19 protein-coding genes and 2 pseudogenes are annotated in these 18,177 nt (G+C 73.4%); 15 read left to right on the forward strand and 6 right to left on the reverse strand.

Annotated features, from left to right (window positions below):
• Positions 1–243: 243 nt before the first annotated feature.
• The 4 genes from K2224_RS19630 (at position 244) to K2224_RS19645 (ending at position 3,847) form a co-directional block, all read left to right on the forward strand.
• On the forward strand, positions 244–1,986 hold the full coding sequence (locus K2224_RS19630; RefSeq protein WP_221907813.1) for a hypothetical protein: 1,743 nt from the start codon (positions 244–246) through the stop codon (positions 1,984–1,986).
• Positions 1,983–2,603, forward strand: coding sequence for a hypothetical protein (locus K2224_RS19635; RefSeq protein ID WP_221907814.1), 621 nt, complete (start codon positions 1,983–1,985; stop codon positions 2,601–2,603). The genes K2224_RS19630 and K2224_RS19635 overlap by 4 nt, the downstream gene beginning before the upstream one ends.
• A 12-nt stretch (positions 2,604–2,615) precedes the next feature.
• Positions 2,616–3,269, forward strand: a complete 654-nt coding sequence (locus K2224_RS19640; protein WP_221907815.1) for a DUF3558 family protein — start codon at positions 2,616–2,618, stop codon at positions 3,267–3,269.
• Positions 3,270–3,454: 185 nt separating this feature from the next.
• Positions 3,455–3,847, forward strand: a complete 393-nt coding sequence (locus K2224_RS19645) for an SH3 domain-containing protein (protein WP_221907816.1) — start codon at positions 3,455–3,457, stop codon at positions 3,845–3,847.
• 69 nt (positions 3,848–3,916) lie between these two features.
• Here the strand turns inward: K2224_RS19645 and K2224_RS19650 are convergent, their stop codons facing one another.
• Positions 3,917–4,735: a bifunctional 2-polyprenyl-6-hydroxyphenol methylase/3-demethylubiquinol 3-O-methyltransferase UbiG gene (locus K2224_RS19650; protein WP_221907817.1), complete on the reverse strand. Its 819-nt coding sequence runs from the start codon at positions 4,733–4,735 to the stop codon at positions 3,917–3,919.
• An 84-nt stretch (positions 4,736–4,819) separates the two neighbouring features.
• Here K2224_RS19650 and K2224_RS19655 point away from each other — a divergent pair, with 84 nt between their 5' ends.
• Positions 4,820–5,425: a TetR/AcrR family transcriptional regulator gene (locus K2224_RS19655; RefSeq protein ID WP_221907818.1), complete on the forward strand. Its 606-nt coding sequence runs from the start codon at positions 4,820–4,822 to the stop codon at positions 5,423–5,425.
• 79 nt (positions 5,426–5,504) lie between these two features.
• Here the strand turns inward: K2224_RS19655 and K2224_RS19660 are convergent, their stop codons facing one another.
• Together K2224_RS19660 and K2224_RS19665 are read right to left on the reverse strand one after the other, a co-directional pair.
• A complete protein-coding gene (locus K2224_RS19660; protein ID WP_221907819.1) occupies positions 5,505–6,350 on the reverse strand; it encodes a DUF4344 domain-containing metallopeptidase in 846 nt (281 codons plus the stop codon).
• A gap of 100 nt (positions 6,351–6,450) precedes the next feature.
• Positions 6,451–7,032, reverse strand: coding sequence for a GNAT family N-acetyltransferase (locus tag K2224_RS19665; RefSeq protein ID WP_221907820.1), 582 nt, complete (start codon positions 7,030–7,032; stop codon positions 6,451–6,453).
• Positions 7,033–7,186: 154 nt separating this feature from the next.
• Between K2224_RS19665 and K2224_RS19670 the strand changes: the two are divergent.
• Positions 7,187–8,365 (forward strand): annotated as a pseudogene (locus K2224_RS19670) (permease).
• 125 nt (positions 8,366–8,490) lie between these two features.
• On the forward strand, positions 8,491–8,805 hold the full coding sequence (locus K2224_RS19675) for an ATP-binding protein (RefSeq protein WP_313904802.1): 315 nt from the start codon (positions 8,491–8,493) through the stop codon (positions 8,803–8,805).
• A gap of 36 nt (positions 8,806–8,841) precedes the next feature.
• On the opposite strand, the gene K2224_RS19680 is transcribed toward K2224_RS19675, so the two are convergent.
• Positions 8,842–9,282 (reverse strand): hypothetical protein, encoded by a 441-nt coding sequence (locus K2224_RS19680; RefSeq protein WP_221907821.1) that lies wholly within the window; start codon positions 9,280–9,282, stop codon positions 8,842–8,844.
• Between the two features lie 167 nt (positions 9,283–9,449).
• Between K2224_RS19680 and K2224_RS19685 the strand changes: the two genes are divergently transcribed.
• The 6 genes and pseudogenes from K2224_RS19685 (at position 9,450) to K2224_RS19710 (ending at position 14,416) form a co-directional block, all read left to right on the forward strand.
• Positions 9,450–9,893 (forward strand): Rrf2 family transcriptional regulator, encoded by a 444-nt coding sequence (locus K2224_RS19685; protein WP_221907822.1) that lies wholly within the window; start codon positions 9,450–9,452, stop codon positions 9,891–9,893.
• 126 nt (positions 9,894–10,019) lie between these two features.
• The gene (locus K2224_RS19690) at positions 10,020–11,243 is read left to right on the forward strand and encodes a globin domain-containing protein (protein ID WP_221907823.1); all 1,224 of its coding nucleotides are present in this window, start codon (positions 10,020–10,022) and stop codon (positions 11,241–11,243) included.
• 2 nt (positions 11,244–11,245) lie between these two features.
• A pseudogene (locus K2224_RS19695) lies at positions 11,246–11,508 on the forward strand (hypothetical protein); the annotation flags it as partial.
• A 62-nt stretch (positions 11,509–11,570) separates the two neighbouring features.
• Positions 11,571–12,011: a GNAT family N-acetyltransferase gene (locus K2224_RS19700; RefSeq protein WP_221907824.1), complete on the forward strand. Its 441-nt coding sequence runs from the start codon at positions 11,571–11,573 to the stop codon at positions 12,009–12,011.
• Positions 12,012–12,059: 48 nt separating this feature from the next.
• Positions 12,060–12,422, forward strand: coding sequence for a putative quinol monooxygenase (locus K2224_RS19705; RefSeq protein WP_221907825.1), 363 nt, complete (start codon positions 12,060–12,062; stop codon positions 12,420–12,422).
• Positions 12,423–12,766: 344 nt separating this feature from the next.
• Positions 12,767–14,416 (forward strand): GAF domain-containing protein, encoded by a 1,650-nt coding sequence (locus K2224_RS19710; RefSeq protein WP_221909820.1) that lies wholly within the window; start codon positions 12,767–12,769, stop codon positions 14,414–14,416.
• 68 nt (positions 14,417–14,484) lie between these two features.
• On the opposite strand, the gene K2224_RS19715 is transcribed toward K2224_RS19710, so the two are convergent.
• Positions 14,485–15,216, reverse strand: a complete 732-nt coding sequence (locus K2224_RS19715) for a response regulator transcription factor (protein WP_221907826.1) — start codon at positions 15,214–15,216, stop codon at positions 14,485–14,487.
• Positions 15,217–15,385: 169 nt separating this feature from the next.
• Here K2224_RS19715 and K2224_RS19720 point away from each other — a divergent pair, with 169 nt between their 5' ends.
• Positions 15,386–16,789 (forward strand): globin domain-containing protein, encoded by a 1,404-nt coding sequence (locus K2224_RS19720; protein ID WP_221907827.1) that lies wholly within the window; start codon positions 15,386–15,388, stop codon positions 16,787–16,789.
• A gap of 159 nt (positions 16,790–16,948) precedes the next feature.
• A complete protein-coding gene (locus K2224_RS19725; RefSeq protein WP_399019066.1) occupies positions 16,949–17,434 on the forward strand; it encodes a pyridoxamine 5'-phosphate oxidase family protein in 486 nt (161 codons plus the stop codon).
• Here the strand turns inward: K2224_RS19725 and K2224_RS19730 are convergent.
• Positions 17,409–18,005, reverse strand: coding sequence for a TetR/AcrR family transcriptional regulator (locus tag K2224_RS19730; protein ID WP_221907828.1), 597 nt, complete (start codon positions 18,003–18,005; stop codon positions 17,409–17,411). The two genes, K2224_RS19725 and K2224_RS19730, sit on opposite strands and share 26 nt — an antisense overlap.
• Between the last annotated feature and the right edge of the window lie 172 nt (positions 18,006–18,177).

Raw genomic sequence — 18,177 nt, forward strand, 5'->3', positions numbered from 1 at the left:
AGCCGGCCGTGGTCCGGCGCCCGGGCGTCCCGGCCGCGGTCCGCCCACCAGGCGGCCGCCGCCTCCTGCGATCACGGCATCAACTCCGCGCGATCACACAGGAGTTACCAGTCCCCTACCAATCCTCTGGAATCTCTTCCGGAATCCCTTCCGGGGCCCGCAACGGAGGGTCATACTGCCTCCATAGCAACTCCCTCAACTCCTCGCAACAGAGGCCGAGTTCGATCACGGGGGTGCACGCACGTGTCTGTGCCCGAACAACCCGCCTCGTCCCCGACATCCACTTCACCGCCTTCACACACCGCCTCACCTTCCGACGCCCCGCCTGCGGAGCACGGCCTGAGCGAGGCCACCCGGCTGCTGTGTGCCGGGGTCTACTTCGACGGCCAGTTCCGCCGCCGGGTCATCCAGGAGCTGGTCGAGCACGAGGAGCGGCCGATCGCCCCCTCGCTCGGCTATGACGCGCTGCCCGTCCTCGCCCACGCCCTGCGCGCCCGCCGCGGGGAGGCGGTGACCGGACTGGTGCTGCTGGCCGTCTGGGTGGTGTTCATCGTGCTCGACCTGTCCGGGGTCGGCTCGCAGACCCTGCTGCCCGTCCCCTGGTGCCTGGCGTACGGAGCGGTCTGCTTCCTGTCCTGGTTCGCGCGCGGAACCCGGAGTTCCCTCTTCACCCTCGGGCGTTCGGTGCTCAAGGAGGCGACCCGCGGCCGGCTCAAGGCGGTGCTGCCGGTCCTGCCGTTCCTGGTCGCGGTGGTGTACTGGGCGGCCGTGCTGCTGTCGCTGTTCCGCGGCGCGGATGCCTGGCTCGCCGTGGTGTTCCCGATCCTGCTGGTGCCGCCGGTCTGGGCGTACCGCAACCACGTGGCCTCCGTCATGCGCCATCAGCTGAGCCGCGCCGCCTTCGCCACGAAGGGCCGTGCGCAGCTGCCCGACACCGACCAGTTCCGGCGCATCGGCACGGCCATCGCCCGCGAACAGCACGCCCGACTGGCCATCTACGACCCGTTCCGGCCCTTCGTCGGCGCCGGCGAACCGTACAAACCGTGGTCGGTCGCCATGGAGCTCAAACACCAGTCGTGGTCGGCGCCGCCGGGAGCACCGGAGACGGACGCGCCGCCGCGGCCCGCCCCCGTCTCGTTCGTCAAGTCGGAGCCGGCGAGCGGCGGCGCCTCGCTCACCGGCCGTGAGGTCGTCGATCTGATCAAGCCCCGCCTGGCGGCGCTGCGCACCTCGGCGGCGGCCACCAGCCGGGACCGCCTGCGCTTCCTCGAAGTCGAGGAGCTGGTGTATCTGCCGGTCGGGCTGCCGCGGGACCAGGTGGACTACGACCCCGAGGCCGTCCAGGAGCACCTGGACCGGGCGGTCGGCGAGGGCGCGGAGGCCCGTCGGCACTTCCTGCGGGTGCGGGTCGGTGCCTGGGACGAGCAGGTCGCGATCTGCCTGCTGGTCCGCATCCATACACAGGGCGGGATGCTGGTGCTGGAGGTCGCGCCCCATGTCCTGACGCCGGTGCGCCCGGAGTTCAAGTCGGTCGACGTGCTCGCGGCGCACGACGGGGACGGGCCGCTGCGCGATGCCGTGCGCGGTGTGCTGACCAGCCCCTCGGCGGGCTTCAACGCCGGGATCTCGTTGGGCCACACGGCACTGTCGCTGTTCCGCACCTGGCTGGCGATGCCTCAGCACGCCCTGCCGGACGCGCCGGCCGCTTCCGTACGGGAGTTGGGGAGCGTGAAGGAGGTCTCGCTGTTCCAGGAGATGGACATCAGCCGCTATGTGAAGACGCTCCAGGACCGGATCGCCAACGGCGTGCAGGAGGCCCTGCGGAGCAAGGACTACGAGACCAACGTGTTCGACCAGTACATCATCAACGTGGGCGAGGGCGGGGTGTTCATCGGCGGGATGAGTGGCGGCGCGGTCGCCTCCGGCGAGCGGGCCTCGGCGAAACACCTGGACACATCGACGGAGACGGGGGGCGGTCGGACATGACGACCGGGGAACAGGGACCGGAGGACGGCGCGCGGGCCGCCGCCGACGAGGCGGCCGAGGCGGACGGTTCCGCCCCGCCGCGCGGCGGGGAACAGGACGGCGGCACGGGCGGCGGCGGGATCAGCATCGGCGTGCTGACCGGCGGCGCGGTCGCGGCCGGGAAGCGGGCGAGTGCCGAGGACCGTTCGCACCGGGACGGCCGGGCGGCACCGCCGCTACCGGACCCGCCCGGCGCGGGCGGGATCGCCGTACCGCGGAGCGCGCCCGGCGGGATCAGCGTCGGTGTGATGGCCGGTGGCGCCGCGGCGGCCGGCTCGGACGCCCGCGCGCTGGACGCCTCGACGCGGACGACGGTCGACGCGCCGCCCGAACTCCGCGTGGCGCTGGGCACGCTGCGTCGGCAGCTGCCGCTGCTCAACGCCAGCGACGAGACCTCGGAGATCGACGGCCGGCTGACCGATGCCGAGGAGGAGATCGAGGCCACCGGGCAGGTACGGCGGGATCGGCTGCAATGGCTGCGCGAGCGTCTGGAACTCGGTGCGACGGCCGTGGCGGGGCTCGCCTCGGCGACGGCCGTCGTCCAGCAGATCACCCAACTCCTCGGCGGCCAGGGCTAGGAGGGGATCGCCATGGCCCAATGGGACGAGGACGCACAGGACTGGGTGGCGCCCTCCCGACCGGCCCGTCCGTCGGCGGACGGCCGGACCCGGCGCATGCTGATCGTGACGTTCGCGGTGCTCGTACTGGTCGCGGCCGCCGTCGTCGGCCTGTGGCAACTGGCGGGCGAGGACGAACCGGGCCCGCCGGAGTGGACCGTTCCGTCCGCGATGCCCAGCGGCGGCTGGACGAACACGCCCACTCCCGGCCTCTCCTCGGAACCGGGCGGCGGCCTCACCACGACCGCCGATCCGTGCGCGGCGGTCGACGCGAGCACCGCGTCGTCCTGGGGCCTGTCCTCGGGAAGCGCCTCGAATCCCGGCAGTTCGCAGAGCGGGCTCAGGGCGTGCAGTTGGAGCGGAACGGCGCCCACCACCGGCGCGTACATCACGTACACGCTCATCTACTCCAAGGACCTTCCGATGTCGCCGGCGCCCACGCCCACCAGCATCGCCGGGGTGCCCTCCGCATCGGTCGCCGGGAACGACCTGGGGTGCGTGGTCCTGTGGTCCACCTCGTTCGGAAAGGCGTTCGTGCATGCCAGGCCCAGCAGCGGAACACAGCCGAACCTGTGCACCGCCGCGGCCAACTTCGCCTCGTTGGTGGCCCCGAGAGTGCCGTCCTGACCTGCCTTGACGGCCCGTCCCCGACGCGTCCGGCCGACGCCCGCCGAGTTCTCGTGCAGATATTCGACAGTCTCCCTTGACGGTGAATTCGGCGGCGGTCACGGGTCCCGGCCGTCAGCCGGGGAAGCCTCGGTCCGCACCGAAACATCCGGACAGCCGGATGGATCGCAACCGGGAGGTTGGCCATGACACATCTTTCCTCGTTCCGCCGAGGTGCCGCCGTGCTGGCGAGCGCCGGACTGCTCTGTGGTGTCCTCGGTGGCGGCGTGGCCGCCGCCGCGGCCCCCTCGCCGTCCGCTCCGGGCGTCGCACACGGCTTCCACAGAGGCCAAGTGACCGCCGAGCCCCGTCTCACGCTGCGGGCCGGCCCCGGGACCTCCTACCGTGCGGTGGGTTCGCTGCCGCACGGCGAGGTCGTCAGTGTCCGCTGCAAGGTCAACGGCCAGCGCGTCCACGGCAATCCGCGCTGGTACCGGATCCGCGAGGGCCGGTCCGGCCGGGCCTGGGCGTCGGCGCGCTACATCAGGACGCTCCGGGAGACGCCGCGCTGGTGCGGTGACGGACACCGCCGACTCTGACCACGTCGAGCCCCATCCGCCTCGGCACGTCCGCCCCGGCCACGCGCAGTGGCCGGGGCGGACCGTCGTTCAGGGGGTGCCGTTCCAACGCGCGGCGACCACGGCCGTCGTGTAGTGCATGGTGAAGCTCCCGCCCAGGGCGTCGAGGGCGGATCCGACTCCGGTCAGCACCTCCGTCAGCTGGTCCGGTGGGACCCGGGTGAAGGCGCCGAAGGTGGGCATCTGGTCCAGCCAGGCGTCCCGGGTGTAGGTCCACTCCCACTCGAACCGCCACTCTTCGGGTTCGGTGAAGTCGTCCCGTTCGCGGATTCCGTCGGCGGCCCTGGCGAGGACCGGCCGGTAGGCGTCCGGGGTTCCCTTCGTCATCGCCGAGAAGTCGAAGGGCGCGTCGGGCAGCGCCCGGCGGCAGACGTCGGTGACGGCCTCCGCCACGTCGGACGGGAGCTGGAAGACGTTCCAGAACATCGCGAGCAGGCCGCCCGGCCGCAGCGCCCGGGCGGCCTTGGCGGTGCCCGCGGCGGTGTCGATCCAGTGCCAGGCGGTGGCGGCCACGACCGCGTCGAAGGTGCGGCCGGCCGGGTCCCAGTCCTCGAAGGTCGCGATGTCGACCTCGGTGCCGTACCGCCGCGCGACCTCGGCCATCCGCGCGTCCGGCTCGACTCCGTGCACCCGGCAGCCGGCCGTCTGGAACTGACGGGCGGCGATGCCCGTCCCGCAGCCGACGTCGAGGACGTCGAGGCCGGGCCGGTCGGCGACGATGCGGCGTACCAGGGCTTCGGGGTAGCGGGGCCGGGCGCGGTCGTAGCGGGCGGCGTCGGTGCCGAACGACTCTGCCACCCGGCGGTGTTGACCAGGGTCGGCACCACCGGCGGAAGATATAGTGGGCATGCGCCCACTATGGTGGGCACATGCCCACTCGTCAAGCGGTGGCGGGCGGGGAACCGATTCCGACGCGCAGACGAGGGGTGCACCGTGCCGACAGGGGTGGCCATCCGTGATGTCCGACAGCAGTTGTTCGAGGCCGCCGAGCGCATCCTGCTGCGGGACGGGCCGAACGCACTGACCAGCCGGGCGGTCACCACGGAGGCGGGCTGCGCCAAGGGGGTCCTGCACCGGCACTTCGCCGACTTCGACGCCTTCCTCGCCGAGCTGGTGCAGGACCGCATCGGCCGGATCGAGACCCAGGCCGGCGCCCTGCGCGCGTCCGCCGGGACCGGCACGGTGGCCGAACACCTCACCGGCGCGCTGACCGAGGTGTTCGGGTCGGTGGCCGTGGCGATCGTCGGCCTCGTCATCTCCCGGGACGGTCTGCGCGCCCGGCTGCGGCAGGCCGGTTCCGTCGGCGTACCACTGCTCGCCGAGGCCACCGCGATGATCGCCGGCTATCTGACCGCCGAGCGCGAGCTGGGCCGCGTCGCGGCGGACGCCGACGTCGCCACCCTGGCCCCCACGCTGATCGGGGCCGGGCACCTGTTGTTCGCCGACCGGGAGGGCACCCCGCCGGACGCGGCAGCGGTCCGCAGGGTCGTGACGACGGTCCTCGCCGGAGTGCTGCCGGAGGCGCGCGGCGCCGGCTGAACGTCGGCCGGCTCCGCACTACGAGAAGCGCAACGAGTCGAGCCGCTGGGACGCGGTGTCACCGATGTGGCCGTGAGCGTCACACATGGTGTTTGAGGCGTCCGACGAGGAGCTGCTGCCAGCCGTTCCGGGCCTGCGTCCACTCCTCGGGGCAGCTTTCGGCGCGGTCCTCGGTGACCTGTCCGCCGTCGCCGACCAGCCCCTCGTGCCGGGCCGGGTGCGCGCCGTAGACGTAGCAGGCGTAGTTCGCCGCGCGCTGGCCGTCCAGGCTGTGCTCGTCGAGCAGATCCGTCTCGTCGATCGGGCTCTCCTCGGCGGAGAGGGCGTAATCCGCGGCGGCGGCAAGGGCCTTGGCGTCGCCGGCGCCGCCCTGGTCGATCAGCATCACCGCGGCGAACTGGTCGGCGACGTCCTCCTCCCGGCCGGTGAAGTGCAGCTTGAGGCGGTCGATCAGGGCGTGCGCGCCCTCGTGGTAGGCGGTCTCCTCCAGCACGGCGGCCACATGGGCGTCGGCGCCGCCCCGTGGGACGGCGGCCCGGCCGGCGTGTGCGACCCGGTCGCGGATCTCGTCGACGTGCTCGACGCAGAAGTCGACGGCACCGGTGTCCGGGTCGTAGGCCGGTTCGGGCGCGCCGCACGAGCGGACGACGAAGGGGATGCGGTGCGGGACCTTCACGGTGTCGTTGAGCCGGTCGGCGGCCTTTTCCAGGATGCGTCGCGAGCGCAGATAGTCGGTGGCCCGCGCCGCCCTGTCGCCGGTGCGGTACTGGACGGCGAAGCCGCCCGCGCTGTCCTTGCCGTGCGTCCGGCGGGCCGCGGTGTCCCTGGCATCGGCCGTGTCCTCGCCGGCCGTGCAGCCGGTGACCGCGGCCGCCAGCGCCAGCGTCAGCAGTGCCCGTGTGCCGTTTCCCGTACGGCGACCCATGTCCGCTCCCTCCCCGCCGCGCGCCGCGGCTGTCCGTCCGAGCAGGGAAGAGGAAGAACTGGAAGTAGAGGTTCCGTTCTGCTCGCTCACGTGCCGGAGATCACCACAGTCGGTCGATGTCTCCGGGGTGGAGGGCGATGCGGCTGTCGTGGAACGCCGTACGGGCCCGGCGGGCACGGTCGGAGAAGAAGGCGGCCATGGTGACCTTGTCGAATCCGGGAGAGTCGCTGGGGAAGGGGGCCCGGGGCGTGCCCCCGACGAGGACGGTGCCGGGCAGGTGGTGCCAGCCCGCGCTCTCGTAGAACGTCCGCAGCGGGCGGTCGCAGGTGAACAGCCCCAGGTCGTGGCCCTGGGCGGCGAGGGTCTCGCGGGCCCTGGCCACCAGGCGCCGACCGTGCCCGCGGCCGCGGGCCGCCCGGCGGGTCACCACCGTGCTCAGGCCGCCGACGGCGTAGCGCTCCCCGGCGTGGTCGATCTCCTTGGCGAGCAGGTCCAGCGCGGCGAGCACCGTCCCACCGTCCACCAGCAGCAGCGACAGCGGCCGCAGCGCGGGATCGTGGACGGGTGCGTCGTCGGGGGGTTGTACGGCGTCCTCCGACGGCCAGGCCGCTTCCTGGAGCTCACGCACCTGGGTACGGAGTTCGGCGGGGGTCACGGCTTCGGGAAAGGCGAGGATCTGCACCCGCCGATTCTGTCCCGCCGGTGGGCCGGCGGCGCAACGGGGTTTCCGGTGCCCGCCTGCTCCGGCCCTGCCGTGCCTCGTCGTGGAGCAGGTGTCCGTCGTGGGCCACGTGTCCGAAGTCCGCCGCGCGAACCGGCCGGGGAAGGATGCGGGCATGCATGCCGTCCTGCACGCGCTGTCCATCACCGGCTCGATGACCTGGGAGATCACCTGGGCACTGATCCTGGGCTTCGGACTGTCCGCCGTCGTACAGGCGGTGGTGCGCAGATTCACCGTCGTCGCGCTCCTCGGTGACGCCCGCCCGCGCACCCTGGTGCGCGCCGCCGGGCTGGGCGCGGCCTCGTCGTCCTGCTCGTACGCCGCGGTGGCGCTGGCCCGTTCACTGTTCGTCAAGGGGGCGGACTTCACCGCCGCGATGGCGTTCGAGATCGCCTCCACCAATCTCGTCGTCGAACTGGGCGTCATTCTGGCGCTGTTGATGGGATGGCAGTTCACGGTCGCCGAGTTCGTGGGCGGCCCGATCATGATCGTGGTACTGGCGGTGCTGCTGCGGCTGTTGCTGCGCGAGGCGCTGCTGCGGGAGGCACGGGCCCAGGCCGAGCGCGGGCTGGCCGGCTCGATGGAGGGGCCTGCCGCGATGGACATGTCCGTGCGGCGCCCCGGATCGTTCCTCCGCCGCCTGCTGTCCCCCGAGGGCCTCACCGCCACCGCGCACGTCTTCGTGATGGAGTGGGCGGCGATCCTGCGGGACCTGGTGATCGGCCTGCTCGTCGCCGGGGCCATCGCCGCCTGGGTGCCCGACGGCTTCTGACGGTCGTTCTTCTTCGACGGCCATCCGCTCGCGGCGAAACTGTGGGGGCCGATCGTCGGTCCGCTGGTCGCGATGGCCTCGTTCGTCTGCTCCATCGGCAACGTGCCGCTCGCGGTGGTGCTGTGGAAGGGCGGGATCAGCTTCGGCGGGGTGGTGGCGTTCGTCTTCGCCGATCTGCTGATACTGCCGATTCTCGCCATCTACCGGAAGTGCTACGGCACTCGGACCGCACTGTTCCTGCTCGGCACCTTCTATGTCGCGATCGTGGTCGCCGGGTACGTCGTGGAGTTCGCCTTCGGCGGGCTCGGCCCCGTCCCCGACCAGGCCCGGGCACGGCTCCCGCAGGAGGGCACCAGCTGGAACCACACCACGTGGCTCAATGTCGCCTTCCTCGTGGCGGCCGCGGCACTGCTGGTGCGGTTCTTCCGCACCGGTGGCCGGGACATGCTGCGCATGATGGGCGGCGCGCCCGCCACCGGCCACCATCACGGCGGAGGGAACGCGGGGCCAGACCGTTCCTGAAGTGGGCTTCAGGCCTCGTCCGGGACGAACTCGCCCACCGGTCCGGCGACCGCCTCCCGATCACCGCCGCCCCCCCCGACGGCCCCTGCCCGGTCAGCGCCAGCCGCACCCAACTCGCCCGCGTCCTGGGCAACCTCGTCGACAACGCCCAGCGCCACGCCGGGTCGGCCGTCCGCGTCGCCGTACGCCAAGAGGCCGCCGGCACGGTCGCCCTGGACGTCACCGACGACGGCCCCGGGGTCCCACCGGCCGACCGGGAGCGGGTCTTCACCCGTTTCATCCGTCTCGACGACGCCCGCTCCCGGGACGAGGGCGGGGCCGGCCTGGGCCTGGGGATCGTCCGGGACGTCGTCCACCGGCACGGCGGCCGCATCGAGGTCGGCGAAGCCGACGGTGGCGGCGCGCGCTTCACGGTCACCCTGCCGAACGCGTCCGATTGACGACAGGGCCTGGGGGTCGGCGCAGCCGCCGGTGGGTCAGCAGCCCGGGCGGCTCTTGATCTGCAGGCCGGGGCGGCGGCGGTGGACCGTGAGGTAGGCCAGGCCGTCCCGGCCCGCGGTCACGCTGCGGCGGGACCCGCGGGGCAGCCACAGCAGGCCGCCCTCGGCGAGCGGCTGCCGGCCGTCTTCCGCCTCCACGGTGCCGTCGCCGGACACGACGTAGAGGAGCACATCGAGGTCCGGCTCGACGTGGGTGTCGATACGGCCCCGGGGCGGGATCCGGACGACATTGGCGTCGAGCTGGCGGCCGGACTCGGCCAGGCGCCACAGCACACCGGACGGTACCGGTGGCTCGGCGGCGACCTGCCGGGCGTCGCAGAGCAGCAGCGGTGCCGGGGCACCTGCGGGCGCGGCGCCGCCGGGAGTACCGGAGTTGTCGGGGGTGTCGGCGCCGCCGGTGTGCGGGGCGTCAGCCATCGATGGTCACCATCCGTCGCGTGTCCTGTGGTGCGCATGGTCCATGCGGTCCGTACGCGTCCCTTCCTACTCCCGGGCGCCCCGCGGCACCAACGGCGCCGCGTCGCTCCGCCGGAACCCACCCTCCCGAATGCGAACCTTACATACGTATTTGCTACCGTCGTGGCGTGCGGCTGACAAAGTTCACTGATCTGGCACTCCGCGCCGTGATGCGCCTGGCCGTCGCGGAGCCGGGCACCCCGCTGACCACCCGCGAGGTGGCCGAGGCGATGGACGTGCCGTACACCCACATGGCGAAGGCGATCAGTCGACTCCAGCACCTCGGCGTGGTCGAGGCCCGCCGGGGCCGCGGCGGCGGGCTGGAGCTCACCGGTCTGGGGCACCGGGCGTCGGTGGGCTGGCTGGTGCGCGAACTGGAGGGCGAGGACGAGGTCGTCGCCTGCGAGGGCGACCCGCCGTGCCCGCTGCGCGCGGCCTGCCGGCTCCGCCGGGCGCTGGCCGAGGCGCAGGAGGCGTTTTACGCCACGCTCGACCCGCTGACGGTGTCCGAGGTCGTGGCGTCGCCCACCGGCCCGGTGCTGGTCAGCCTCACCGGCCGCCGCCCCGACTGACCGGCCGCCGCACCACTGCACCACCGCGCCCCGCTCCGGGGCGTACCCCAGGTCCGCCCCTGCCCCAGGGCGGCCCACCCCGGGGCATAAATTGGTAGATCATCTACGAGTTATCGGAGGTGGCTCGTGCTCAGCGAGCAGTCCGCACCCGTCGTCAAGGAAACCCTGCCGGTCGTCGGCGCGGCCATCGAGGAGATCACCGCGCTCTTCTACCAAAAGCTGTTCGAGGCCCGTCCGGAACTGTTGCGCGACCTCTTCAACCGCGGCAACCAGGCCAACGGCGAGCAGCGGCAGGCCCTGGCGGGCTCCATCGCCGCCTTCGCCGGCATGCTGCTGGACCACCCCGACGCCCGCCCCGACGCGATGCTCGCCCGGATCGCACACAAACACGCCTCGCTCGGCGTCACCTCGGACCAGTACAAGATCGTCAACGAGCATCTGCTCGCCGCGGTCGCCGACGTCCTCGGAGAGGCCGTCACGCCGGAGGTCGCGGCCGCCTGGGACGAGGTCTACTGGCTGATGGCCAACGCGCTGATAGCCGTCGAGGCCCGGCTCTACGAACAGCACGGCACCCCCGAGGGCGGGACCTGGCAGGCCATGAGGGTCGTCGCCCGGCACCAGGAGACCCCGGACACCCTCGCGCTCACCCTGCGCCCGGCCGACGGCACCCCGGCCCGCGCCTTCCGGCCCGGCCAGTACGTCAGCGTGCAGGCCGAACTCCCCGACGGCGCGCGGCAGATCCGCCAGTACAGCCTGTCGTCCGCGCCGGGGGCCCCGGAGTGGCGGATCACCGTGAAGCGCGTCCGCGCGGCGGCCGGGCCGGCCGGCGAGGTGTCCTCCTGGCTGCACGAGGAGGCCCGCGTCGGCGAGGTGCTCGCCGTCTCCGCGCCGTTCGGCGATCTGACGCTGCCGGACGGCGACGGCCCGCTGCTGCTGGCCTCCGCCGGCATCGGCGGCACCCCCATGCTCGCCATGCTGCACCACCTGGCCGCCACCGACTCGTCCCGGCGGGTCGTCGTCGTGCACGCCGACCGCTCCCCGGCCGACCACGCGCACCGCGACGAACTGCGCCGGCTGGTCGGCACGCTGCGCCATGGCTCGTTGCACCTGTGGTACGAGGAAGCGGACCACCGGGCGGCCGCGGACGGCGCCGGTCCGGCTCCGGCGGTCGTGTCCGCCGGCCGCGCCGACCTCGGCGAACTGCCGCTGCCCGACGGCGTCACCGCCTATCTGTGCGGCCCCCTGCCCTTCATGCGCAGCCTGCGGGGCGACCTGCTCCGCCGCGGGGTCGCACCGCGGGCAGTCCACTACGAGGTGTTCGGCCCCGACCTCTGGCTGGCGCAGCAGTAGTCCGCGCCCCCGGGGTCACCGTCCCCCTCGGCCTGGGCATCGGCCGTCTCGTCTTCCCGTCATCGCCCCGACCGCCGTCGCCGCGGTGCTGCCGGCCGTCCGACTCGCCGCCGTCCGGCCGGTGCTCGACCGCCGATCGGACCGGGTGCTCACCGGCGAGACGCTCCCCCGGTCCCGGGCCCGCCTCGTCTACATCGCCTGCGAACTCGTCAAGGTCGTCGCGCTGCTCGCACTCGGAATCACGGTCCTGGGGACGGCGGTCTGAGGCAGCGGCCGGGCACCGGCAAAGCCGTTGACGATCCGGAGTACTCGGGATTTCCTTCTCCGATGTCCGATCTTCGATTCCTCCAGCCGGTCACCGACGACGAACTCACCGACTGGCAGCACGTCCACAACACGATCATCCCCACCCATCTGCTGTCCCTGGACGACGTACGGGAACGGTCCCGGCGGCACCGTCTGGAGGTCGCCTACCTCGGCGACGAGCTGGTGGGCTGCAGCACGGTGCGCCCACCGGAGGACGACACCCGTACGGCGACGGTCATCGCCCGTGTGCTCGCCGCCCACCGCGGGCGCGGCTTCGGGGCGGAGCTCTACGCCCGCGGACTGGACCGGGCCCGGGAATCGGGAGCGCAGGTCGTCGAGACCGTCGTCCTGTCGTCGAACGAGGACGGCCTGCGGTTCGCGCAACAGCACGGCTTCGTCGAACTGGAACGCTATGTGCTGCCGGGCGAGACCGTCCCCTGGATCGACCTGCGGCTGAGCTGACCCGATCGGGCGACGCGTCGCCGCGTACGTCGCTGCTTGAATGCCCGCATGAGCTTCTTCGTACGTGCGCGGTTCGACGTCCGGGACGAACAGCGGGAGGAATTCGAGAAGTTGGCGTGCGCCCTGCGCGAGCTGGCGGAGGCGGAACCGGGCACGCTCGTCTACCGGTGGTTCTCGGCCGGCGCCGGCAGGTATCTGGTCCTGGAGGAGTACGCCGACACGGCCGCGGCCATGGCGCACCAGAAGCGCGCGGCGCAACTCCTGGCCCGGGTCGGGGCGTGTGCGGAGCTGGCCTTCGCCGAACTCCACGGCGAGATCGGCCCCGGGATCCGGGAGTGGGTGCACGAGCATCCGCAGGCGACGGTGTACCCGGAGTGGACGGGCGACCGCACGCCGTCCGGCAGCCGGTGACAGGGGCGTAGGAACGGCCAGGGCCGGGAAGGGCCATCGGCACGGGGAGACCCGGCCCTTCCCGGCCCGACCATCGTCGGCCGGTGGCAGGCGCGGCCCGCAGGGCCGAACAGCCCTCTCCCGGCCGGCGATCGACCCTCGTCGCGGGGACCACCGGGCCCTGCGGGACCGGTCTCCCCGGTGGCCGATCGGCATCCGTGCCCGCCGGCCCGGCCCTGATGATCACGTACGCTGCCGGACAGACGTACGGGATCTTTGGGAGCAGCACGGTCATGTCCGAATCGCAGCAGTACGTACCGGCCGCGGGCGGCCCGCAGGGGCCGCAGCTCCGTGAGCCGGACCGGGTGCGCAGCCTGCTCGACGCGGTGATGGGCCTGGGCCGGGGGCTGGAACTCCCGCAGGTGCTGCGGGGCATCGTGGAGGCGGCGGTCACCCTCACCGACGCGGAATACGGGGCACTGGGGGTGGTCGGCGACGGACAGTTGGCGCAGTTCCTGCCCGTGGGCATGTCGGACGAGCTGATCGGGCTGATCGGCCGGACGCCGTGCGGCCACGGCACCCTCGGGGAGCTGATCCGCAATCCCGCGCCGCTGCGGCTCACCGACCTGTCCAGGCATCCGCACAGCTACGGCTTTCCGGCCAACCACCCGCCGATGCGGACCTTCCTCGGGGTGCCGGTCCGGGTACGCGACGAGGTGTTCGGCAATCTCTACCTCACCGAGAAGCGGGGCGGCGGCTCGTTCGACGAGGACGACGAGGCGGTGGTGACCACCCTGTCCATCGCCGCGGGGGTGGCGATCGACAACGCCCGTATGTACCACGAGAGTCGGCGCCGGGAGCGGTGGTTGGAGGCGCTGGGCGAGATCACCCGCAGTCTGCTGTCCGGTACGGACGCCGACGACGTGCTGCGGCTGATCGCCGAGCGGGCGCGGGAGGTCGCCGGTGCGGACTGCGCGGCGATCCTGCTGCCGTCTGCCGCGTCCGCGGAACAGTTGACGGTGTCGGTGGCGTGCGGGACGGGCGCGAGCCGGATCGTCGGGCTGCGGGTGCCGGCCGACGGCTCGCTGCCCGGTATGGCGGTGCGCAGCGGCCGGCCGGTGGTCACCGCGGATCTGCGGGCCGACCCGCGGGCGTATCTGCTCGGTTCGGACGCCGGCGGCGGGAGCGGGGACGCGCTGGACGGGGAGGCCGCGGGCCACGGCACGGCATACGGGCCGGCCGTCGCCGTCCCGCTCCAGGTGGACACCGGCCGTGGCGCCCTGCGGCTGAGCCGCCTGACCGGCCGGCCGGCGTTCGACGACGCCGAGGTCACCCTGATATCGGGCTTCGCCGACCAGGCCGTGATCGCCCTGGAACTCGCCCGCCGACGGGCCGAGTCGGAGGAGCTGACGGTCCTCCACGACCGCGACCGGATCGCCCGCGATCTGCACGACCTCGCCATCCAGCGGCTGTTCGCCACCGGTATCACGCTACAGAGCGCGACCCGGCTGATCGAGCGGCCGGAGGCGGCCGATCGGGTCGGGCGCGCGGTGAACGACCTGGACACCACCATAAAGATCATCCGGTCCACGATCTTCGGGCTGCGGTCGACCGGAGACGACAGGGGCGGCCGGGGGCTGCGCCGGGACCTCACCGAGACCGTGCAGCGGGCGGCCGGACCGCTCGGCTTCACCCCGGCGTTGCGGATCGAGGGCCCGGTGGACGCCGCGGTCCCCGACGAACTGGCCGGGCATCTGCTGGCGGTGGCCGCCGAGGCCCTCAGCAACGCCGCCCGGCACGCCGGCGCCCGCAGCCTGGACGTGGCCGTGGCGGTGACCGCGGACGAGCTGGCGCTGACGGTGACGGACGACGGGGTGGGGGTCGGAGCGGCCGCGCACACCGGGGGCCTGGCCAACATGCGGGCCCGCGCCGCGATGCACGGCGGCCGGCTGGCCGTCGAGGCGCCGGAGGGCGGCGGCACCCGCATCGTGTGGTGCGTGCCGCTGCCCGGCTGACCTCGCGGCGGAGGGCGCGATGACGGCCCGTCAGCCGGCCGTCGCGCCCCACGCCTGCCAGGCCGTGCTCACACCCGCGGCTCCTTCAGCCGTTCGGCGACCATCGCGGCCTGGACCCGGCGGCCGACGCCCAGCTTGGACAGGATCGCGGAGACCCGGTTCTTGATCGTCTTCTCGGCGAGGTACAGCCGGTCGGCTATCTGACGGTTCGTCAACCCCTCGCCGATCAGCTCCAGTACCTCCTGCTCGCGCGGGGAGAGCTTGTCGAGCACGGACGGCGCCGCCGGCTCCTGGTCGCGGCCCGGGCCGCGCAGCCGCTCCATGACCCGCGACGCGGTGCGCGGGTCCAGCATCGACTCCCCCGCGGCGACCGTGCGGACCGCATGCACCAGTGCCGGGCCGTCGATCTGCTTGAGCACATAGCCGGCCGCCCCGGCCATGATGGCGTCGAAGAGCGCCTCGTCGTCGTCGAAGGACGTCAGCATCAGACAGGCCAGCTCCGGCACCCGGGCCCGCAGCTCCCGGCAGACCCCGATCCCCTCGTGGTCGCCGTCGGGCCCGTCCGTACCGCCCAGCCGCACGTCGAGGACGGCCACCTGGGGCCGGACCACCGGCACCCGGGCGAGGGCCTGGCGGGCGTCCCCCGCCTCCCCCACCACCTCGATGTCGTCCTCCGCCTCCAGGAGGTCCCGGACGCCACGGCGCACCACCTCGTGGTCGTCGAGGATGAAGACCCGCAGCGGCGCGTCCGGTCCGGCTGCGGACGGGGCGGGGGCGGACGGGACGGGGTGCTGGTTCATGCGTTCTCGCTCTGTGGTTCTTCGCGGTTCGGCCGGGCGCAACGGGCCCGACCACGAGGCTCGTCCGCCCCGGCGGCCGGCGCAAGGGCCGAACGGCCCTGGGGAATCGGGGCCCTTCGGGCAGGGTACGGCGTTGCGATACTGACGCCCCCCGTCAGGAGGTCGTCCCATGCAGCAGTCCCGCCGGGCCGCGCGCCCCGCCCCGTCCGTACCGTCCGCACGCTCCGCCCCGGGCACCGTCGGCGGCGAGTACCACGCCCTGCTCGCCCGGCACGACGCCATGCGACTGCGCCGGCAGATCCTGGGGCAACGAACGGCGCCCGCACCCGATTTACCGGCCGCCGCCTACGACGGCGCCGCGGACCAGCGGTTGATCACCCAGTACCTGGACCTGGTCACGCCGTTCGGCGACCTGATCGCCCACCTCTACGACGAGATGTTCGCCCGCTGGCCGTATCTGCGGTCGCTCTTCCCGGCCTCGATGGAGTTCCAACGCGCCCATCTGGCCCGCGCGTTCTGGTATCTGATCGAGAATCTGCACCGCCCGGGCGAGGTGGCCGCCTACTTCCGGCAGCTCGGCCACGACCACCGCAAGCTGGGGGTGCGGCCGGTGCACTTCGAGGCGTTCGAGATCTCGCTGTGTGCGGCGCTGCGCCGCACCGCCGGGCCGCGCTGGGCCGAGGCGGTGGAGGAGGCGTGGGTGCGGATGCTGCGCTTCGCGGTCGCCTCGATGGTCGAGGGCGCCGACGCCGCGCTCGCCGAACCACCGTGCTGGCAGGGCACGGTGACGTCCCATGAGCGGCGGCGTCCGGACCTGGCCGTGCTGCGGCTCCGGGTGCACGAGCCGTACCCGTACCGGGCGGGCCAGTACGCGGCGGTCGAGTCCCCGCTGATGCCGCAGGCGTGGCGGCACTACTCCCTGGCGTCCGCGCCGCGGCCGGACGGCGAGGTGGAGTTCCACGTCCGGCGGACCGGTCCCGGCGGGGTGAGCGAGGCGCTGGTCGACGGCACGGACGTGGGCGACACCCTGCGCCTGGGACCCGCGCACGGCACGATGACGCTCCAGGAGGCGGACCACCCGCGCGATCTGCTGTTGGTGGCGGGCGGCACCGGCTGGGCACCGGTCAAGGCGCTGCTGGAGGAGTGGGTGGCCCGGCGCCGTGGGACCGGTGGCCGCTCGCTGCGCCCGGCCGGCCGGGTCCGGCTCTTCGTCGGCGCCCGCAGCCGGGCCGAGCTGTACGACGCGGAGGCGCTGTCCCAGTTCGCGACGCGGCAGGGCCGGCTGCGGGTGGTGCGCGTCCTGGACGACGAGGCCGCCGCGGCCACCGACGGCTCGCCGGGCGAGTACGGTGCGTTGGCCGAGGCGGTGGCGCGGGGCGGCGCCTGGTCCGGCCAGCTGGCCTTCGTCAGCGGTCCGGCGGCCATGGTCGGGGCCACCGTCGCGCGGCTGACCGCGGCCGGGATGCCGGCCGACCGCATCCGCCACGACCCGGTGCCGGACCTCATGCCCGCATCGGGCGGCTGCCCCGCGGCGTACCCGGCGGACGGGGCCGTGACCGGGGCGGCGTGGTGACGGGTGCCCGCCCGTGAGGGAGTTCCGGCCATGACGGGTGCCGAGTCTTCCGCGGGCCGGGCCGAACGGCCCCTGGCGGGTGCCCGCCGGGGGCCGTCTACTGGGCGGCAGAGCAGTGCGCCGACAGCGCGACAGCGTCAACAGGAAAGGGAGCACGCCGTGAACGACATCCCGGCCCGGCACACCGCCGGCACCGCCACCGACACCGCGCTGGTGGACTGGGCCGACCGCGAGGCGTCCCGTCGCAGCACCGAGCTGGACCGTACCGAGGCCCTGCGGCTGCTGGGCAGCGTGTCGCTGGGCCGGATCGTCTTCACCCAGGACGCGCTGCCGGCGATCCGCCCGGTGAACCACCTCCTGCACCACGGCGAGGTGATCATCCGCACCCACGAGGGCGCGGCGCTGGCCACCCTCACCGAGCACGCGGACGACACCGGGGTGGTCGTGGCCTATGAGGCCGACACCATCGATCCCGCCACGCACTGCGGTTGGAGCGTGGTGGTCACCGGCTACTGCCGCCTGGTGACCGATCCCGACGACCTGGCGCACTATCAGGCGCTGCTGCACCCGTGGACCGACCACCGGATGACCCATGCGCTGCGGATCCGCCCGGACCTCGTCACGGGGGTGCGGCTGTCCCGCTGACGGGCGCCCCCGCGCGGAGCCCGTCCATCACCAGGTCGAGGAGGCGGCCGGCGCGGGAGTGCCCGTCGGCCTGCGGATCGAGCTGCCAGAGGCCGGCGATGGCGAGGAGGAAGTCCTCGGGTGTGACGCCGGGGCGGATGGTGCCGGCCTCCTCGTTGGCGGTCAGGAGGAGGGTGACGGCGGCGGTGAGCGGGCCGCGGCCGACGGCGGCGAGGGTGCCGTGCGTCGTGGTGGCCTTGCGCAGTGCGGCGGCCAGGCCGGCCTTGGTCATGGCGTAGCGCGCGAGGCGGTCCATCCAGGCGCGCAGGGCGTCGTCGGGCGGGCGGGTGGCCAGGAGGTCCGTCGCGGTGTCGCAGACCTGTTGGACCTCGTGGCGGTAGACCTCCAGGACGAGGGCCTCGCGGTTGGGGAAGTTGCGGTAGAAGGTGCCCTGTCCGACGCCGGCCTTCCTGGCGATCGCGCTCAGCGGGGCGTCGGCGGAGCGGGTCAGCTCGGCGAGGGCCACCTCCAGGATGCGGTCGCGGTTCCGCTGGGCGTCGGAGCGCAGCGGCGCGTCCTTGGGACGGTGCACATGCCCTCCTCCCGGAATACGCCGATGAGTTGGCCTTGGTGGATTCACCAAGTCCGGCCCGCAATCGGCCTTGCTAACCGGACACCCGTCCATTAGGTTTTCAACCGTAGCGGACAGCTGTCCGCTTGTGCATCACCCTAGGGCGCTTCTGTCCGTTGGGGCAGGGCCGGGC

The organism is Streptomyces sp. BHT-5-2, from assembly GCF_019774615.1.
Lineage (GTDB): Bacteria > Actinomycetota > Actinomycetes > Streptomycetales > Streptomycetaceae > Streptomyces.

Coding starts and splice junctions, on each gene's coding strand:
- K2224_RS19635 (WP_221907814.1), top strand. CDS start 1,983: ATGACGACCGGGGAACAGGGACCGGAGGACGGCGCGCGGGCCGCCGCC.
- K2224_RS19640 (WP_221907815.1), top strand. CDS start 2,616: ATGGCCCAATGGGACGAGGACGCACAGGACTGGGTGGCGCCCTCCCGA.
- K2224_RS19645 (WP_221907816.1), top strand. CDS start 3,455: ATGACACATCTTTCCTCGTTCCGCCGAGGTGCCGCCGTGCTGGCGAGC.
- K2224_RS19650 (WP_221907817.1), bottom strand. CDS start 4,735: ATGCCCACTATATCTTCCGCCGGTGGTGCCGACCCTGGTCAACACCGC.
- K2224_RS19660 (WP_221907819.1), bottom strand. CDS start 6,350: ATGGGTCGCCGTACGGGAAACGGCACACGGGCACTGCTGACGCTGGCG.
- K2224_RS19680 (WP_221907821.1), bottom strand. CDS start 9,282: ATGGCTGACGCCCCGCACACCGGCGGCGCCGACACCCCCGACAACTCC.
- K2224_RS19700 (WP_221907824.1), top strand. CDS start 11,571: ATGTCCGATCTTCGATTCCTCCAGCCGGTCACCGACGACGAACTCACC.
- K2224_RS19705 (WP_221907825.1), top strand. CDS start 12,060: ATGAGCTTCTTCGTACGTGCGCGGTTCGACGTCCGGGACGAACAGCGG.
- K2224_RS19715 (WP_221907826.1), bottom strand. CDS start 15,216: ATGAACCAGCACCCCGTCCCGTCCGCCCCCGCCCCGTCCGCAGCCGGA.
- K2224_RS19720 (WP_221907827.1), top strand. CDS start 15,386: ATGCAGCAGTCCCGCCGGGCCGCGCGCCCCGCCCCGTCCGTACCGTCC.